The 16,653-nt window shown below is 68.0% G+C and carries 15 protein-coding genes; 5 read left to right on the top strand and 10 right to left on the bottom strand.

The window, feature by feature from the left end; translation table 11 throughout:
* The first annotated feature begins 25 nt into the window (after positions 1-25).
* From lysS to CKO31_RS03715, 4 genes are all read left to right on the top strand, one after another.
* Positions 26-1,576, top strand: coding sequence for a lysine--tRNA ligase (gene lysS / locus CKO31_RS03700; protein WP_200234178.1), 1,551 nt, complete (start codon positions 26-28; stop codon positions 1,574-1,576).
* 219 nt (positions 1,577-1,795) lie between these two features.
* A complete protein-coding gene (locus CKO31_RS03705; RefSeq protein ID WP_200234180.1) occupies positions 1,796-3,277 on the top strand; it encodes a SulP family inorganic anion transporter in 1,482 nt (493 codons plus the stop codon).
* Positions 3,278-3,308: 31 nt separating this feature from the next.
* Complete coding sequence (locus tag CKO31_RS03710) at positions 3,309-4,172, top strand: universal stress protein (RefSeq protein WP_200234181.1); 864 nt, start codon at positions 3,309-3,311, stop codon at positions 4,170-4,172.
* 104 nt (positions 4,173-4,276) lie between these two features.
* Positions 4,277-4,759 (top strand): DUF29 domain-containing protein, encoded by a 483-nt coding sequence (locus CKO31_RS03715; protein ID WP_200234182.1) that lies wholly within the window; start codon positions 4,277-4,279, stop codon positions 4,757-4,759.
* 207 nt (positions 4,760-4,966) lie between these two features.
* Here CKO31_RS03715 and CKO31_RS03720 read toward each other — a convergent pair whose 3' ends face one another.
* The 5 genes from CKO31_RS03720 to ygfZ all read right to left on the bottom strand — a co-directional run bounded on the left by CKO31_RS03720 (position 4,967) and on the right by ygfZ (position 9,456).
* Positions 4,967-5,413, bottom strand: a complete 447-nt coding sequence (locus tag CKO31_RS03720; RefSeq protein WP_200234183.1) for a DUF29 domain-containing protein — start codon at positions 5,411-5,413, stop codon at positions 4,967-4,969.
* Entirely contained in the window at positions 5,410-6,027 is a 618-nt protein-coding gene (locus CKO31_RS03725) for a Uma2 family endonuclease (RefSeq protein WP_200234184.1), read from the bottom strand. The genes CKO31_RS03720 and CKO31_RS03725 overlap by 4 nt, the downstream gene beginning before the upstream one ends.
* 286 nt (positions 6,028-6,313) lie before the next feature.
* Entirely contained in the window at positions 6,314-7,405 is a 1,092-nt protein-coding gene (locus CKO31_RS03730; RefSeq protein WP_242475126.1) for a thioredoxin family protein, read from the bottom strand.
* A gap of 84 nt (positions 7,406-7,489) precedes the next feature.
* A complete protein-coding gene (gene murI / locus CKO31_RS03735) occupies positions 7,490-8,329 on the bottom strand; it encodes a glutamate racemase (RefSeq protein WP_306341704.1) in 840 nt (279 codons plus the stop codon).
* A 92-nt stretch (positions 8,330-8,421) separates the two neighbouring features.
* Positions 8,422-9,456 (bottom strand): CAF17-like 4Fe-4S cluster assembly/insertion protein YgfZ, encoded by a 1,035-nt coding sequence (gene ygfZ, locus CKO31_RS03740; protein ID WP_200234185.1) that lies wholly within the window; start codon positions 9,454-9,456, stop codon positions 8,422-8,424.
* A 235-nt stretch (positions 9,457-9,691) separates the two neighbouring features.
* Between ygfZ and CKO31_RS03745 the strand changes: the two genes are divergently transcribed.
* Positions 9,692-11,506, top strand: coding sequence for an RNB domain-containing ribonuclease (locus tag CKO31_RS03745; RefSeq protein ID WP_200234186.1), 1,815 nt, complete (start codon positions 9,692-9,694; stop codon positions 11,504-11,506).
* Positions 11,507-11,527: 21 nt separating this feature from the next.
* Here the strand turns inward: CKO31_RS03745 and CKO31_RS03750 are convergent, their stop codons facing one another.
* From CKO31_RS03750 to thiC, 5 genes are all read right to left on the bottom strand, one after another.
* Positions 11,528-12,118 (bottom strand): hypothetical protein, encoded by a 591-nt coding sequence (locus CKO31_RS03750; protein WP_200234188.1) that lies wholly within the window; start codon positions 12,116-12,118, stop codon positions 11,528-11,530.
* A 236-nt stretch (positions 12,119-12,354) separates the two neighbouring features.
* Positions 12,355-13,092, bottom strand: coding sequence for a hypothetical protein (locus CKO31_RS03755; protein ID WP_200234190.1), 738 nt, complete (start codon positions 13,090-13,092; stop codon positions 12,355-12,357).
* Between the two features lie 162 nt (positions 13,093-13,254).
* The gene (locus CKO31_RS03760; protein WP_242475127.1) at positions 13,255-13,659 is read right to left on the bottom strand and encodes an Mth938-like domain-containing protein; all 405 of its coding nucleotides are present in this window, start codon (positions 13,657-13,659) and stop codon (positions 13,255-13,257) included.
* 73 nt (positions 13,660-13,732) lie between these two features.
* On the bottom strand, positions 13,733-14,308 hold the full coding sequence (locus CKO31_RS03765) for a Uma2 family endonuclease (protein WP_200234192.1): 576 nt from the start codon (positions 14,306-14,308) through the stop codon (positions 13,733-13,735).
* Positions 14,309-14,688: 380 nt separating this feature from the next.
* On the bottom strand, positions 14,689-16,587 hold the full coding sequence (thiC, locus tag CKO31_RS03770; protein ID WP_200234194.1) for a phosphomethylpyrimidine synthase ThiC: 1,899 nt from the start codon (positions 16,585-16,587) through the stop codon (positions 14,689-14,691).
* Positions 16,588-16,653: the final 66 nt, after the last annotated feature.

The raw sequence follows: 16,653 nt of genomic DNA on the forward strand, positions 1-16,653 counted from the left end.
CACCCAGCACCCAGCCCCTAGCCCCATGACTGACCCACAGCCAACGAACGGCAATAACCCGTCCGCGCAGCCGCAGCCGCAGCCGGGGCCGGATCAGGACGAGCACAAGCTCATCGCCCAGCGGCGCGAGAAGCTGAAGGCCATCCGCGAGCAGGGCGTCGCCTTCCCCAACGACTTCCGCCGCAACGTCGTCGCCGGCGAGCTGCACGCCGAGTACGGCGAGATGGACGGGGCGGAGCTGGAGACCCGCAACGTGCGCGCCAAGGTGGCCGGGCGGTTGATGTCCCGCCGCGTCATGGGCAAGGCGAGCTTCGCGCACCTTCAGGATATGTCCGGGCGGCTTCAGCTCTTCGTGCAGCGGGATATGCTCGGCACCGACGACTACGCCTGGTTCAAGAAGGAGCTGGACATCGGCGACATCGTCGGCGCCTCGGGGCAGCTCTTCAAGACCAAGACCGGGGAGCTGTCCCTCAAGGTGGACCGGCTCCAGCTGCTGACCAAGTCTCTGCGCCCGCTGCCGGAGAAGTGGCACGGCCTGTCGGACCAGGAGAGTCGCTACCGCCAGCGCTATCTGGATCTGATCATGAACGAGGCGGCGCGCGAGACCTTCCGCACCCGCACCCGCATCGTCCAATTCATCCGGGACTTTCTGAACGCCCGCGACTTCCTGGAAGTCGAGACGCCGATGATGCAGGCCATCCCGGGCGGCGCCGTGGCCCGGCCCTTCGTCACGCATCACAATGCCCTGGACATGCAGCTTTTCCTGCGCATCGCTCCGGAGCTGTACCTGAAGCGCCTGGTGGTGGGCGGCTTCGAGCGGGTCTACGAGATCAACCGCAACTTCAGAAACGAAGGGCTGTCCACGCGTCACAACCCCGAGTTCACGATGCTGGAGCTCTACCAGGCCTACGCGGACTACGCCGACCTGATGGACCTCACCGAGGTGATGCTGCGGGACATGGCGCAGGCGGTGCTCGGCAGCCGGCAGCTCGACTACCAGGGCGAGACCTATGACCTCGCCCGGCCCTTTGCGCGCATGTCGGTGCGCGAGTCCATCCTGCACTTCAATCCGGACCTGGATCCCGCCGACATCGACGACCTGGAGCGCGCCCGCGCCGTCGCCGAGCGCTTGGATATCCACCTCAAGCCCGGCTATGGCCTGGGTAAGGTGCAGGTGGAGATCTTCGAGAAGACCGTCGAGCACCGGCTCATGGCGCCCACCTTCATCACGGCCTATCCGACGGAGACCTCACCGCTGGCCCGGCTCAACGATGCCGACCCCTTCGTCACGGACCGCTTCGAGCTCTTCGTCGGCGGCCGTGAGATCGCCAACGGCTTCTCGGAGCTCAACGACGCCGAGGATCAGGCCGAGCGCTTCCGCCGGCAGGTGGCGGACAAGGACGCCGGCGATCTGGAGGCCATGCACTTCGACGCCGACTACATCCGGGCGCTGGAGCACGGCATGCCGCCGACGGCGGGCGAGGGCATCGGCATCGACCGGCTGGTGATGCTGTTCACCGACTCGGCGTCCATTCGCGACGTGCTGCTGTTTCCGCACATGCGCCCGGAGGACTGACGCCTGCGTCTGCGTCGGCAACGGCGAATCCATGCAGGATGGCCGGCGCGGTACGCGCTTTCGCGTTGTCCTTTCCCTCGACCTGAGGACTGCGACAACGAAACTTCGTCGACGGCTCGCTCAACCTCGCTTCGGCCCTGGTCGCGAGCGCACTCACAGCCTGCAAAAGTCGTTTCCTCGCGGGCCAATCCGTCCGCGCCACGCAGTACTTGGACCCTCATGAAATCCATTCGCCAGGACTGGTTCTCCAATATCCGCAACGACCTGCTCGCCGGCCTGGTGGTCGCGCTGGCGCTGATTCCGGAGGCCATCGCCTTCTCCATCATCGCCGGCGTCGACCCCAAGGTCGGGCTCTATGCATCCTTCAGTATCGCCGTGATCACCGCCTTCGTCGGCGGGCGCCCGGGTATGATCTCCGCGGCCACCGCGGCCATGGCCGTGCTCATGGTGGATCTGGTGGCCGATCATGGCCTCCAGTATCTGCTGGCGGCGACGGTGCTGACCGGTGTGCTCCAGGTGATAGCCGGCTGGCTGCGGCTCGGCAACCTGATGCGCTTCGTCTCGCGCTCGGTGATCACGGGCTTCGTCAACGCGCTGGCCATCCTGATCTTCATGGCACAGCTGCCGGAGATCACCGGCGAGCAGCTGACGCTCGAGGTCTACGCGGTGCTGGCGGCGGGGCTTGCCATCATCTATCTCCTGCCCATGCTGACCAAGGCCGTGCCCTCGCCGCTGGTGGCCATCGTCGTGTTGACGGGGGTGGCGCTGTACCTGGGGCTCGACATCCGCACTGTCGGCGATATGGGGCAGATGCCGGACAGCCTGCCGGTGTTTCTGCTGCCGGACATCCCGCTGAATCTGGAGACGCTGCAGATCATCCTGCCGGTGTCGGCCACGCTGGCGGTGGTGGGGCTGCTGGAGTCCATGATGACGGCCACCATCGTCGACGACCTCACCGATTCCAAGAGCAACAAGAACCGCGAGTGCGTGGGCCAAGGCGCGGCCAATGTCGCCACCGGCTTCCTCGGCGGCATGGCCGGCTGCGCCATGATCGGCCAGACCGTCATCAACGTGAAGTCCGGCGGCCGCGGACGGCTCTCCACCCTCGTCGCCGGCGTCTTCCTGCTGATCCTGGTGGTGTTCGCCAACGAGTGGGTGGCGCAGATTCCGATGGCGGCGCTGGTGGCCGTGATGATCATGGTCTCCATCGGCACCTTCAACTGGGCCTCCTTCCGCAACCTGCGCGAGCATCCCTTCGACGCCAACGTGGTCATGATCGCCACCGTGGCGGTGACCGTACTCACCCATGACCTCGCCCAGGGCGTGCTGGTGGGCGTGCTGCTGTCCGGGTTCTTCTTCGCGCAGAAGGTGAGCCGGGTGCTTTACGTCGGCTCCAGCCCGGCGCGGGAGGGGCGCGAGCGCGTCTACCACGTCGTCGGCCAGGTGTTCTTCTCCTCCGCCGACCAGTTCATTGCGTCCTTCGACTATAAGGAGGTCATCGAGCAGGTGACCATCGACGTGAGCCGCGCGCACTTCTGGGACATTACCGCCGTCACGGCGCTGGACAAGGTGGTGCTCAAGTTCCGCCGTGAGGGTACGGAGGTGAACGTCGTCGGCCTCAATGAGGCGAGCCGCACCATGGTCGACCGCTTCGCGGTGCACGACAAGCCCGAGGCCGTTGCCGACCTGATGGGACATTAAAACTCGGAGCTGCTGACACAGGACACCGCCGATGCAAGACGAGCAGAAAATACTGGCCTGTGTGGACCAGTCCCACTTTGCGGACATGGTGACGGACACCGCCGCCTGGGCCGCCCGGCGCCTGCACGCGCCGCTGGAGCTGCTGCACATCCTGGACCGCGAGGCGCGGGTGGTGAGCGGGTCCGACCACAGCGGCGCCATTGGTGTGAACGCCCAGCAGGCGCTGCTGGAGGAGCTCTCCGACGAGGACGAGGCCCGCAGCAAAGCGGCCCGCGAGGAGGGTCGGGTCTTCCTCAACCGGCTGCGCGAGCGCGCCATCAGCCGCGGCGTGGACGGCCCGGACGTGCGCCTGCGCTATGGCGAGCTCGAAGAGACGCTCGTGGACGCGCAGAGCGCCGTCCAGCTCTTCGTGCTCGGCCGCCGCGGCGAGTCCGCCGAGACCACCCAGCGCGACTTGGGGCGCAACGTGGAGCGCATGGTGCGCGCGCTGGACAAGCCCATCCTCGCGGTCACCGACGACTTCACCGAGCCCGAGCGGGTGATGATCGCCTTCGACGGCGGCGCCATGACCCGCCGCGGGGTGGAGCTGCTGGCGCGCACAGCGCTCTTCCACGGCCTGCCGGTGGATGTAGTCATGTCCGGCAAGCCGCGGCGCGACGCCGAGAAGCAATTGGATTGGGCGCGGCAGACGCTGGCCGCCGCCGACTACGACGTGAAGACCGCGCTCATCCCCGGCGACACCGAGCGCGTCATCGCCCAGTACATCCACGACCAGGGCATCGACATGCTGCTCATGGGCGCCTACGGCCACTCGCCGCTGCGCAGCCTGCTCTTCGGCAGCAAGACCGCCGATCTGCTGCGCTCGGCCAAGGTGCCGACGCTGCTGCTGCGCTGAGTCGGCGGACCAGGTGGTCGGAGTGATGATCGAGACCGCTCGGCCTACAAGTACGGGTCAGCTGTTGTTCAATATGGGAAACCGGCCTCAGCGGGGAGTGATCGATGACTGACCTCGAGACCCTCTACCAAACCGATTACGCGGCTTGGGCCAGGCGCCACGTGGAGCTGCTGCGCGCCGGGCGCTTCGCGGAAATGGACATCGAGCATCTGCTGGACGAGCTGGGGGACATGAGCAAGAGCGAGCGCCGCGAGCTGGAAAGCCGACTCCTGAGCCTGATCGCCCATCTGCTGAAATGGGAGTATCAATATCAGGCGCTCTCCGAGCGTTGGCGCGAATTCAAGGGCGACAGTTGGCGGAACACCATCGTCGAGCAACGCAAGCAGCTCGCTGTCCTGCTGCGCCAATCACCCGGGCTCAAGCCGGTCGTCGGGGAGGCCATCACCGCCGCCTATCCAGATGCGGCCGACCTCGCCAGCAAAGAGAGCCGCCTGCCGCCCGAGACCTTCCCCGCGGACTGCCCGTACTCGGCTGAGCAGTTGCTGCAGGATGACTTCTATCCGGGGCCGAGCGATAGCAGGAGCTGAACAACTGCCGCAGGCATGGCCGGGCGCAACTGGGGCGCAACAGGACATCCCAGCCAGCCCGAGTCCTTCGCCCCGGCAGACCGCCGGTTGCCGACGACAGCATGAGACGCAAGCGCGATGGGCACAGCGCATCCAGCCTCCGGTGGCGGATGCGCTGCGCCCAATTCCTGAGCAAGGTCCGCGCCTTAAGGTCGCCGCTCGGGCAGCTCAATTCGGCGGCTGATCGGCCTCCGGCCAGAATCCGTCATCCATGATCTGCTCGAACGACCAAGTCAAGGCGGCCGGGAAGCTCGTTTCGGTGAGGCCCGTTTCGCGCGATGCGAGCAGCGTCGCGTCACCATAGGCGTCCGCCAGCAGCTCCGGCAGCTTCGGCTTGAGGCTCGGGTTGTCCGCCAGGTGCCGTGCGATGTCGCGCCGTTGGACCTTGATCGTGGTCCGCCAGAAATTGCCCCGCAGCATGGGCTGCGCCTGCCATTTGAGCAGGTGCATCAGCAGAATGGCCAGCCGGCTCAACAGCTCGCGCTTTTCGCGACGCCCCATGCTCTCGATCTCCTCGGCGATGTGCTCGATGTCCGCCTGCGCGAGCTGTCCCGAACGGAGGAGCGTGGCCTGTTGTTCTGCCCAGGCGTAGAAGTCGGTGTCGTAGAGGGTCATGGTGCACCTTGGCTCGGAAGCTGTGCGCTGTCACTGATGGCCCGGAGCTCGACTTTGTCGTAGACCTCGGCCAGTTCCAGGCTTGCTTCGACTGACTCCAGCGGCACGCTGTCGGCCAGGCGGTCGTAGGTGCTGAGCAGCCAGCGGCCGTCGGCCTGGCGGACGTAGAGCTCGGCGGCGACGCGGTGCTGGGAGACCAGCAGATAGGTTTGCAGGCTGCGCAGGGTGCGGTAGTGGGCGAACTTGTCGCCGCGGTCGTAGGCTTCTGTGGGGTCCGACAGGATCTCGATGATCAGGGTCGGGTTGGTGATGATGTCCCGGCGCTGGTCGTGGTAGGTGCGCTCGCCGCAGACGGCCATGATGTCGGGATAGGCGCCGAAGTTGGCGGCATCCGCACGCACCTTCATGTCGCCGGCGTAGACGTAGCACGGGCGGCGGCGGAACTGGTTACCGAGCTCGCGCACGATGTTGGTGGCGATGAGGTTGTGCTCCTCGGAGCCGCCGGTCATGGCGAAGACCTCGCCGTCCACGAGCTCGGTGCGGGTGTCGGTGGCCTCGCGCTCGGCCGCGAGCCAATCCTCGAAGGTCAGATACGGGATGGGCTGAACGGACATGCTGCACAGCTCCTGACAGGTGCTTGGAACGGCGCTCCGGGTGACTGTCTGCGCTCAGTGACTGTCTGCGCTCAGTATAGTCCGTGCGATCCGGCGTCCGAGCGCCGCGCGGTCGCGGTCTCAGACCAGCTGAGCCGTGGACGGCGTAGTCAGGCTATCCTGGCCTGACACAGTCAGGGCTCGAAGCCCTGACTGCGCAGGGGCCGCCCGCGCATGCACGGCGTCTCGCGCGAGGCCCGGCAGCCGGTGTCGGCACCGCCAGGCAGCAGAGCCCCCGCCGGCGGCCTCACTCATCCGAAATCGACACATCCTCGCCGGCGGCCGTCAGCCGCGCGGTCTTGTCGTCGATGTAGTCGAAGGGCCCGTCTGGGAAGTCGCGGTACTTGCCGAGCCCCACGTACTCCAGCAGCCCGACGAAGTGGTAGCGGTAGAGCATGCTCTCGATGCGCGCGATTTCGTCCTTGCCGCCGGTGGGGCCGTCCATCAGGACCAGGGCCGGGCGGTACTCGATGCCGAGGGCCTCTGCGAGCTGGCGCCCTGTGGTGGATTGGCCGTCGGGCCCGGTGAGCCCGGCATCGGATAGGGCATCCACGCGGACCACGGTGTAGGGCGCCAGCGCCTCGGCCACCTCCGGTGCCTTCAGGTGCCCGTCATGCAGGGCGTCGCAGGCGACGCAGGCGGTGTCCTCGAAGAGCAGCAGCAGCGGGCCGTCGATGGCGCTGAGATCACCGACGTCGGTGGCCTCCCGGATCAGCGCGTGCTCGCGGAAGGCATAGGCGCCGGTGGCCGCCGCCGTCTCGGCCTTCTGCGCGTCCAGGTACTCGGCGAGGGTCTGGCTCTGGTAGGCCTGCGCGTCGACATAGTCCAACACCTGCTTGAATTCCGGCACGTTGCGGTAGCCGTTGACCCGCGCCACCGGCTCGTTCGCCTGGCTCAGGAAGATCACCGTGGGCGTGTAGCGCACGCCGAGCGCCTCGGCCAGGGCCTTCTCGGACAGCATGGTCTCGGCATCCATGGCCACCTCCCGGTCGCCGCGCACGTTCAGCGCGATAACGTCGAAGCGCTCCCGGAGCCAGTCGCTGTAGTCGCTCCCCTTGAAGTTCTCTTCGATCATTTTGAAGCAATAGGGGCAGCCGTTCATCTCCAGGAACAGGATGACGTGGCGGCCGGCGTCGGCGGCCTCGTCCACGTCCTCGGCGATGTCGAGGAAGCTCTCCTTGAACCAGTCCGGGTGACTGGACATCTTGCCGCCCAACACCTTGCCGGTGCCGGTATCGGCGGCTGCCGCGGCGGCCGGCGCACCGCCGAGCGCGAGCAACAGGACAGCCAGCATCAGGGCAGCGAGCGGCAGCAGGCGAGGGTGAAGGCGTGTAGCCATGGCGATGGGTCTCCTGGCCAATCAAGGAAGGGGGCGGAGTATACCGGGGTGATTCGGGGCGCTTTTGGGGCGTTTTATGGGGCCTCAGTCGCGCAGTGCCCGGACCCTGATGGGCTCGCCCCAGATGCGCCGGATGAGCGCGGCGGCGGTCTCCGGCGGTGCCGCGCTGGTCCAGCAGCGCACTTGGCCCGGCGTCTCGCCGGTGCGCAGCAGCGCGGCCTCGCCGAGGCGGTGCTGCACCTGCCTGGCGACGGCGGCACCGGCGTCGGTGACGGTGATGCCGGGCCCGGCGATGTCCTGGATCAGCCCGCGCACCAAGGGATAATGGGTGCAGCCGAGCACCAGGGTATCCGCGCCGCGGTCCAGCAGCGGCAGCACCAGCTTCGTGAGCAAGTCCCGCAGCGCCGCGGCGCGGAAGTCCCCGGCCTCGATCAGCTCCACCAGGCCGGGGCAGGGCTGGGTGAGCACCTCCACCGCGCCGTGGAAGCGCCCGCGCAGGGCCTCGAACTTGTCGCTCTTGAGGGTGCCGCTGGTGGCGAGCACGCCGACGACGCCGCTGCGGGTGCCGGCCGCCGCCGGCTTCACGGCGGGCTCCATGGCGATGATGGGCAGACTGTGGCGCCCGCGCAGGTGGGCGGCGGCGGCGCCCGTGGCCGTGTTGCAGGCGATGACGATGGCCTTGGCGCCCTGCGCAATCAGAAACCCCGTCACCCGCTCGGCGCGGGCACGGATCAGGTCGTTCGGGCGCTCGCCATAGGGGGCATGGCCGGAGTCGGCGACGTAGAGCAGGTCTTCGGCGGGCAGCAGGCGGCGAATATCGGCGAGCACCGTGAGGCCGCCGACGCCTGAGTCGAAGACGCCGATGGGCGCATCCGCCCGCTGTGGCAGCGGGTGCGGCGCCCCCTGTGGATCAGGCGTCTCCAGCGCGGCATCCTCCGCCGGCGCAACCGGGGCCCGCGTGCGCGCCGATGCCGGTCCGCGTCGAGGGCCGAGCGTCGAGCCGACGCCGACGCGTCTCAGGCGGCGTCGCCGAAGCCATAGGCGGGGGCGCGCAGGCTGAGCAGCGGGCCGTCGTCGCCGAGCTGGAGCCCGTCGCCTTCGGCGGCGGCGACCTCGGCCACCACCAGCAGCTCCCAGTGGCCGGGCGCACTGGCGCGGGCGTCCACGATGCGGCCCGGGCCCTGCTCGGACTTGCTGCCGGGCGCGCTCAAGACATCGCCGGGCTTGGGCGCTGTGTCCGTGTCCACCTCGGCGATGTACATGCGCCGCTTGAGCTTGCCCAGGTACTGCATGCGGGCGACGACTTCCTGGCCGGTGTAGCAGCCCTTGTGGAAGCTCACGCCGTCGATGAGCTGCATGTTGACCATCTGCGGCACGAAGGCGTCCGCCGTCTCCGGCACCACGGTCGGGATGCCGGCGCGGATATCGTGCAGGGCCCAGAGGTCCGGGTTGGCCTCGCTGGCGCCGGCGGCGGTCGCCTCCGCCCAGAGGGCCCGGGCATCGGCGGCCGGCCCGATGAAGAGATAGCGGGGCACCGGCCCGGCGACGCGGATGAGTGCGGCATCGCCGGCGCGCACCATGTCGTTGTCGCCCTGGGGCAGGCTGCCGAGCCGGGCCGCCAGGACCTCGTCGGCGCAGGCGCCGATGACACCGCAGCACACCAGCGCGTCGCTGGCGTCGTCGATGCTGGCATTGCGACGCAGCATGAACATGCGCAGGCGTTTCAAGAGCCCTTCCATCTGGCTGCGCGGCAGCAGCAGAAACAGGCTTTCTCCGAGGCGCAGCAGCCGGAAATTGGCCAGCATGCGGCCCTTGGGGCTGCAATGGCTGCTGAGCTGGGTGTGGGTGTCCGAGAGCTCGCGGACGTCGTTGCTCACCTGGCCCTGCAGGAAGTCGGTGGCCTCTGGGCCGCCGACGGCGATGAGCCCGAGGTGCGAGAGGTCCGTCAGGGCGCAGTCCGCATCGGCCGGGGCGGTGTCGAAACGCGCCGCGCCGTCGTCGCCGACGGCGGCGCCGCGCGCGGTGAGGAAGGCTTGCCAGTCCTGGTTCATGATGTCTGGTCTCGCTTGCTTATGGTGCCGGGAACGGGCAGGCTTGAGAGGATAGCGGCTGCCCGGATGGCCGTCGATGGATCTCGCGGTCCCATGTGGGGCCGATTGCGCGCTGTTCGTCGATCACCGAGTCTGCACTCGGCTTCGCTGTGCCGGACAAGCCCGGTGCGGCAGCATCCCCAGCCGCCCGAGCCGCCGTCCCCTCCGAATTCAACCTCGTAGTGCTCGTCCTTCCATGCCAGTCGCCGCCGACAGCCTTGTCCTCTACAAGATCCACCCCGCCCGCGTGGTCAGTGTCGGCGAGAAGATCGAGATCGAGCTGGAGGGCGGGCAGAGCAAGCGCGTGCGCCCCAAGGACGTCACCCCCCTGCACCCCGGCCCGCTCAAGCGCTTGGCGGACCTGCACGAGCCCGGTGCGGCGCAGCTGGAAGAGGCCTGGGAGCTGCTGGAGGGCGCCGAGACGGATCTCAAGGAGCTCGCTGAGCTCATGTTCGATGATTTTACGCCCGCCAGCGCCTGGGCCGTCTGGCGGCTGCTGGACGAGGGGCTGTATTTTCAGGGGACGCCCGAGGCCATCCAGCCCCGCTCCCGGGAGGCCATCGAGCAGGACCGCGCCGAGCGCGAGGCCAAGGCCCGTGCCGAGCAGGAATGGGCGGGCTTCATGGCTCGGCTCGGCGAAGGGCGGATCATCGACGACGACCGCCCCCGGCTCGCCGAGGTGGAGCGCCTCGCCAACCAGCAGGGCGAGCACAGCCGCATCCTCAAGGCCCTGGAGCTGCCGGAGACCCCGCAGGCGGCGCATCGCCTGCTGGTGAGCCTGGGCTACTGGCCGCCCGAGCACAATCCCTATCCGGCGCGCAGCAACGTCGCGGTCACGGATCCGGCCCTGCCGGTGCCGGCACTGGCGGACGAAGAACGGCTGGATCTCACGCACCTGCCGGCCTTCGCCATCGACGACGAGGGCAACCAGGACCCGGATGATGCCGTCAGCATCGACGGCGGGCGCATCTGGGTGCATGTGGCGGACGTGGCCGCGCTGGTGGCGCCCGACGGCGAGCTGGACCGCGAGGCCCGCGCCCGCGGCGCCAATCTCTATCTGCCGGAGGGCATCGTCAACATGCTGCCCGCCGCGGTGACCGAGCAGTTGGGCCTGGGCTTGCAGGAGACCTCGCCGGCGCTCTCCTTCGGCGTCACGGTGGACGACGAGGGCCGGCTCGCGGACATCGAGATCCGCCCCAGCTGGATCCGCGCCCAGCGCCTCACCTATGCCGAGGCCGAGGCGCGGCTGGCCGAGGCGCCCTTCGCAGCGCTGAACGCCGCCGCCGAGCGCTACCGCGCCCGCCGCCAGGCGGCGGGCGCCGCCGGCATCGATCTGCCGGAGGTGAGCGTGCGGGTGCAGGACGGCGAGATCGTCATCCGCCCCATCGACCGCCACGGCTCCCGCGCCATGGTGACGGACCTGATGCTCATGGCCGGCGAGGCCGCCGCGGCCTGGTGCGGCGAGCGCGGCATCCCCATCCCCCACGCCACCCAGCCGCCGCCGGACAGTATCCAGCACCCCGCGGGCATGGCGGGCATGTACGCCTACCGCCGGCAGTTCAAGCCGAGCCGCACCAGCATCGAGCCGGGGCCGCACTTCGGGCTCGGGCTGGACGCCTATGCCCGCGCCACCAGCCCGCTGCGGCGCTATGCGGACCTGCTGGTGCACCAGCAGGTGCGCGCGGCGCTGCGCGGTGACGAGCCGCTGACCGCGGAGCAGGTGAGCGCGCGCGCCGGCGAGGCGGACCAGGGCGGCATCGCCGTGCGCCGCGCCGAGCGCCAGTCCAACCAGCACTGGAAGCTTTCGTACCTGAAGCGGCACAAGGCCTGGCAGAGCGAGGGCGTCGTCGTCGAGCTCGGCGAGCGCAAGGACACGGTCATGATCCCCGAGCTGGCGCTGGAGACCAAGCTGCGGGCCAAGGCTGACCTCACCCTGGATCAGCGCCTCACGCTCGGCGTGGCCGACGTGGATCTGTACGATCTGGATGCGCGGTTTCGGGTGGTTGGCTGAGCGGCTTCACGGCCAAGCAGGTCACTCGTCCACCGCAGCCTCTGCGACCGCCGGCCGGATCCCGCTGAACCTTGCCTCCGTTGGCGCGAGCTTCAGAAGAGCCGTCAATGAGATCGTTTTCTGTGCGCCGACGAAGCGGTTCAACTTGGCGGTACTGATGACGTAAAACGTCCACTGATCGAGGTTGAGCGGGTCGACGGTTTCTTGATGCCGGTGTTCCAGGAGGCAGAAAGCGTATACGTCAGACTGACGTTTTACTTGGTGGGAATAGGTGTTCCGTGAGGCATCCCAACCCTGAGTTGGCCGTATGTCGAAGGTGATCCGTGAGAGGCTAGCCTGCGCCCAGCTTTGGATGTAGGCGCCGGATTTCACTTCGATCCTCACGCCTTCAGGCGTTTCCAAGTCGTAGGGGTTCCATTCCACTCGCGTGCGGTCCGAACAGCCTACGGCAATCGCGACGATGTATTCTGCAAGCAGACCGCGCAGAGCATTGCCGACTAAGTCGGACGACGACCACTGCCAGAAAGACAGTAAGTCGAAGGGCAGTTGCCGTCCTTCGCTCTTGAACGCTTCCGATCCCGTTTTCCTTGTTCCCGAAATCTCCGGATACATTGGCTCTTCTCGCGCCTCGCAGGGTGGAGGCTCGGCGGGTGGGTGTCGATCCTACGGAGGTTTTGCTTCGCCCGCAGCACCCGGCGGGGCGCTACCGTTCGTACACCTATCGTTAACGTGTAGGTCGGGCCGACGCAAGGAGGCCCGACGCCCACGGTCGGCACCGCACCGGCGTCGGACGTCGCAGTCGCCCAGCCCGTCCGACGACGGGCTACCGCGCGCAGGAGGCGTTCCCGTCAGTCGGTGGCGGCCGTCGGCACGTCGTCCGGGCTTGCCGCCGACGGCGGCTCCTGTGCTGCCGCCGGCTCTTCCCGCGCCGGCAATGGCGCCACCGCGCGATCGAAGCTCCCCGGATTCAGATACTGGATGACCACGCCGCCGTCGTCGTCGCGGGCGATGTCCATGCCAAGCTCCGGATACAGCCAATGCACGATGCCGGATTCCTCGGTGCGCTTTTCGGCGGGCTCGCCGAACCGGCCGGCGATGTCCCGGGGCTCCAGGCTCTTCCAGGGCAGGTAGGTCAGGATGCGGATGGGGGCGTTCGCGAGCCGCTCCACGTCCACGGGGTCCAGCTTCACTTTGCGGCTGCCGCTGCTCGTCTTGCTGATGCGAAGTCCGCGCTCGTACATGGCCGCGAGCTGATCCTCCGGCACGCCGAGGGTGATGATCCAGTCCGCCTTCAGATTGCTGAGAAAGATGTTCTTGAAGTAGACCTCGACGGTGCGGGTCCCGTCGGGACTCTCGAACAGATTGATCTTGCCTTCGTCGCCGAGCAGGGCGCGTGCGTCGGCCAGGGTGCTCTCGCCGATGGTCAGGTTGAACACCCGCGTGTGGCCGGCGGCGTCCCGGCTGACGTCCCAGGGGTAGAGCTTCAGGCCTGCGCGCTCATCCGGCAGGATGGACAGGATCAGCATAATGCCGATGAAGAGCATGGCCGCGGCGGCCAGCGTGGAGAGGATGATTTTGCGGTCCATCTTCGAGGTGCGAGGTGCGAGGTGCGAGGTGCGCTGCGTGCGCCGATCAGGCGGGCGGGGTGACAGCTGGGTCGCGGCCTTCGTTCCGGGCTCGTGAGGTCGCTCTTCGGGGGTAGGGGCCTACGGACGCTCTGCGCCCGAGAGAGCCAGCGCGCCGAGCCATCAGTCGAGCATCAGCGCCGCGACCACATCACGCCCTTCGCTGACCAGGATATTGTAGGTGCGGCAGGCGGCGCCGGTGTCCATCACCTCCACGCCGATGCCCCGCTGCAGCAGCGCAAAGTGCACCTCGGGGCTCGGGAAGCGCTGGCGGGTGCCCGTGCCCAGGATCAGCACCTGCGTGGCGTCCCCAAGCACCGCTTCCAGATGGGCAACGCTCAGGGCGTCCACATGCTCCGGGCCCCAGTCCGCTTGCACGTGCTCAGCGGACACCGCGATGCTGCGGGCGTAATCGCGTCCGTTGATGCGGACATGCCCGTCGCCGTAGGCCTCGATGACGTTGGCGCCGGTGTCTTCGATCTCTGCAAATTTCATGGTCAGCGGCTGGCGGCGGGTGGGAAGGTTCATCGGCGTGCAATCACGCGGGTGCGACGAGCTGGCCCCGACAGGCACGAAAACAATGGTCAGTGTCAGTGCAGCATCAGTACAGGTGCCGCAGGTCCAGCTCGCAGCCCGAGAGCCCAGGGATGGGAACGCTGCACTGCCCCTGGATTGCGTCGCAGTGGCGGTAGCCCTCGGCGCCCTGCTCGCGGCAGCGCAGCACGGTGCCGGCGTTGGCGTCCACCAGCCAGGCCTCGGTAATGCCGCACGCGGCATAGCGCCTGAGCTTCACATCCCGGTCCAGCGGCAGGCTGCTGTCGGCGACCTCGATCAGCAGCAGGATGTCGGCCGGCCCCGGGTGCCTGGTGCGATACTGTGTTGCTGGTGGCGTCACCACCGCCAAGTCCGGCTCGGGCTCGTCGTGGGGCCCAAGTCGCACCGGGTTCTGCACCCGCACCACCGCAGAGTCGCCTGCGGTGCGGATCAGGCGGTTCTGTAGCTCGGTCACCATGGACGCATGCGGCGGCCTGATGGGCGGCATTTCCATCACCTGCCCGTCGATCAGCTCGACACGCGCGTCAGGCGACAGGATGCCGGTGTCCGCCATGCGGTGGTAGTCGTCCACCGTGTATCGGTGGCGATGGGGGAGCATCAGGTCCTGGGCGGTGGCGGCCATCGTCGGTTGCTCGGCTGCATGCCGTCTCGGCGGTTCGTTGCGTGCGGTTGGGGCGTCTCGCGTCGCTTGACCCACGATTCTAGCCGATGTGGGAGCATGGATACTCAGGCCGGTGCCGACCTGCCACAGCGCGGTTTTGAGTGGCAGCGGCAAAGCCTCCCTCCGGCGTGCGCAGAGGGTTGCCCGGATTCATCGGCCGGTCAGCCAGATGCCCCCTGTCGACCTCTCGGCGAAGTCCACGGTGCTCCCAGGCCGTTCGCGTCCACTCGGCATCCGTATAGACCTGGATCTCCGCCGGCATCGGCAGCGCCGACAGCCCCCAGTCCAGACCGGGCTCGGCCTGTGCGAGCCAGTCGGCGGCGCGGCTCGGCATGCTGGCGTCAAACCTCCTTGTAGATCCGCGCCCCGTCCCGCACGAACTCCTCCGCCTTCTCCTGCATGCCGACTTCGAGGGCCTGCTCGGCGTCCTCCAGCTGGCGGGCCTTGGCGTAGTCGCGCACGTCCTGGGTGATCTTCATGGAACAGAAGTGCGGGCCGCACATGGAGCAGAAGTGAGCGACCTTGTGCGAGTCGTGTGGCAGGGTCTGGTCATGGAATTCGCGGGCGCGGTCCGGGTCCAGGGACAGGTTGAACTGGTCCTCCCAGCGGAACTCGAAGCGGGCCTTGCTGAGCGCGTTGTCGCGGATCTGGGCGCCGGGCAGGCCCTTGGCCAGATCCGCACCGTGGGCGGCGATCTTGTAGGTGACGATGCCGTCGCGCACGTCCTGCTTGTTGGGCAGGCCCAGGTGCTCCTTGGGCGTGACGTAGCAGAGCATGGCGGTGCCATACCAGCCGATGTTGGCGGCGCCGATGCCCGAGGTGATGTGGTCGTAGGCGGGCGCGATGTCGGTGATCAGCGGGCCCAGGGTGTAGAAGGGCGCCTCGAAGCAGTCCGTAAGCTCCTTGGTGACGTTCTCTTCGATCATCTGCAGCGGCACATGGCCCGGGCCCTCGATCATGACCTGGACGTCTTGCTCCCAGGCGAATTGGGTCAGCTCGCCCAGGGTCTCCAGCTCGGCGAACTGGGCGCGGTCGTTGGCATCGGCGATGGAGCCGGGGCGCAGGCCGTCGCCCAGGGAGAAGGACACGTCGTAGGCCCGCATGATCTCGCAGATCTCGTCGAAGTGGGTGTAGAGGAAGTTCTCCTGGTGATGCGCCAGGCACCACTTGGCCAGGATCGACCCGCCGCGGGAGACGATGCCGGTCACGCGGTCCGCGGTCAGCGGGATATAGCGCAGCAGCACCCCGGCGTGGATGGTGAAGTAGTCCACACCCTGCTCCGCCTGCTCGACGAGGGTGTCGCGGAACATCTCCCAGGTCAGCTCTTCCGCCTTGCCGTCCACCTTCTCCAGGGCCTGGTAGATGGGCACGGTGCCGATGGGCATAGGCGCGTTGCGCAGGATCCATTCCCGCGTTTCGTGGATGTTCTTGCCGGTGGAGAGGTCCATCAGGGTGTCGCCGCCCCAGCGGGCGGACCAGACCATCTTCTCGACCTCCTCTTCGATGCTGGACGTCGTCGCCGAGTTGCCGATGTTGGTGTTGATCTTAACCCGGAAATTGCGGCCGATGATCATCGGCTCCAGCTCCGGGTGGTTGATGTTGGCCGGGATGATGGCGCGTCCCCGGGCCACCTCGTCGCGGACGAATTCGGCGGTGATGGTCTCGGGCAGGCCGGCACCGAAGGATTGGCCGCGCTGCTGGCGCAGGAGCTTCTCGTAGCGAGGGTCCGCTCGCAGCTCGTCGAGGCGCATGTTCTCGCGGATGGCGACGTATTCCATCTCGGGCGTGATCTCGCCACGGCGGGCGTAATGCATCTGGCTGACGTTGTGCCCGGGCTTGGCGCGGCGCGGTGTGCGCAGGTGCTCGAAGCGCAGGTGGGCCAGCGCCGGCTCGTGCTGGCGGCGGCGGCCGAAGTCCGAGGTCGGGCCGTCGAGCAGCTCGGTGTCGGCGCGTGCCTCGATCCAGGCGCTGCGCACGTCCGGCAGGCCGCGCAGCAAATCGATGGACAGGTTCGGGTCCGTATAAGGGCCGGACGTGTCATAGATGAAGATCGGCGGATTCTCCTCGGCACCCTCGCCGTTGCCGATGGGGGTAGGCGTCTGCGCGATCTCGCGCATGGGCACCCGGATGTCCGGGCGCGAGCCTGTCACATACTGCTTGGTCGAGGCGGGGAAGGGACGGGTGACCTCGTCGGACAGCCGCGCGGTGGTGGTGACGAAGTCTTCGGGAATGGCGCTCATGACGGCTCCTCGCAGCGATTCATGCCCCTTGACGCGGGGCTGGCCGATTGCGGCGGGGAGCGGGGC

The organism is Thiohalocapsa halophila (genome assembly GCF_016583825.1).
GTDB lineage: Bacteria > Pseudomonadota > Gammaproteobacteria > Chromatiales > Chromatiaceae > Thiohalocapsa > Thiohalocapsa halophila.

What these genes read in the sequence shown, in the direction of transcription:
- lysS (WP_200234178.1), top strand. Translation starts at nt 26, where the DNA reads ATGACTGACCCACAGCCAACGAACGGCAATAACCCGTCCGCGCAGCCG.
- CKO31_RS03705 (WP_200234180.1), top strand. Translation starts at nt 1,796, where the DNA reads ATGAAATCCATTCGCCAGGACTGGTTCTCCAATATCCGCAACGACCTG.
- CKO31_RS03710 (WP_200234181.1), top strand. Translation starts at nt 3,309, where the DNA reads ATGCAAGACGAGCAGAAAATACTGGCCTGTGTGGACCAGTCCCACTTT.
- CKO31_RS03715 (WP_200234182.1), top strand. Translation starts at nt 4,277, where the DNA reads ATGACTGACCTCGAGACCCTCTACCAAACCGATTACGCGGCTTGGGCC.
- CKO31_RS03720 (WP_200234183.1), bottom strand. Translation starts at nt 5,413, where the DNA reads ATGACCCTCTACGACACCGACTTCTACGCCTGGGCAGAACAACAGGCC.
- CKO31_RS03725 (WP_200234184.1), bottom strand. Translation starts at nt 6,027, where the DNA reads ATGTCCGTTCAGCCCATCCCGTATCTGACCTTCGAGGATTGGCTCGCG.
- CKO31_RS03730 (WP_242475126.1), bottom strand. Translation starts at nt 7,405, where the DNA reads ATGGCTACACGCCTTCACCCTCGCCTGCTGCCGCTCGCTGCCCTGATG.
- ygfZ (WP_200234185.1), bottom strand. Translation starts at nt 9,456, where the DNA reads ATGAACCAGGACTGGCAAGCCTTCCTCACCGCGCGCGGCGCCGCCGTC.
- CKO31_RS03745 (WP_200234186.1), top strand. Translation starts at nt 9,692, where the DNA reads ATGCCAGTCGCCGCCGACAGCCTTGTCCTCTACAAGATCCACCCCGCC.
- CKO31_RS03750 (WP_200234188.1), bottom strand. Translation starts at nt 12,118, where the DNA reads ATGTATCCGGAGATTTCGGGAACAAGGAAAACGGGATCGGAAGCGTTC.
- CKO31_RS03755 (WP_200234190.1), bottom strand. Translation starts at nt 13,092, where the DNA reads ATGGACCGCAAAATCATCCTCTCCACGCTGGCCGCCGCGGCCATGCTC.
- CKO31_RS03760 (WP_242475127.1), bottom strand. Translation starts at nt 13,659, where the DNA reads ATGAACCTTCCCACCCGCCGCCAGCCGCTGACCATGAAATTTGCAGAG.
- CKO31_RS03765 (WP_200234192.1), bottom strand. Translation starts at nt 14,308, where the DNA reads ATGGCCGCCACCGCCCAGGACCTGATGCTCCCCCATCGCCACCGATAC.
- thiC (WP_200234194.1), bottom strand. Translation starts at nt 16,587, where the DNA reads ATGAGCGCCATTCCCGAAGACTTCGTCACCACCACCGCGCGGCTGTCC.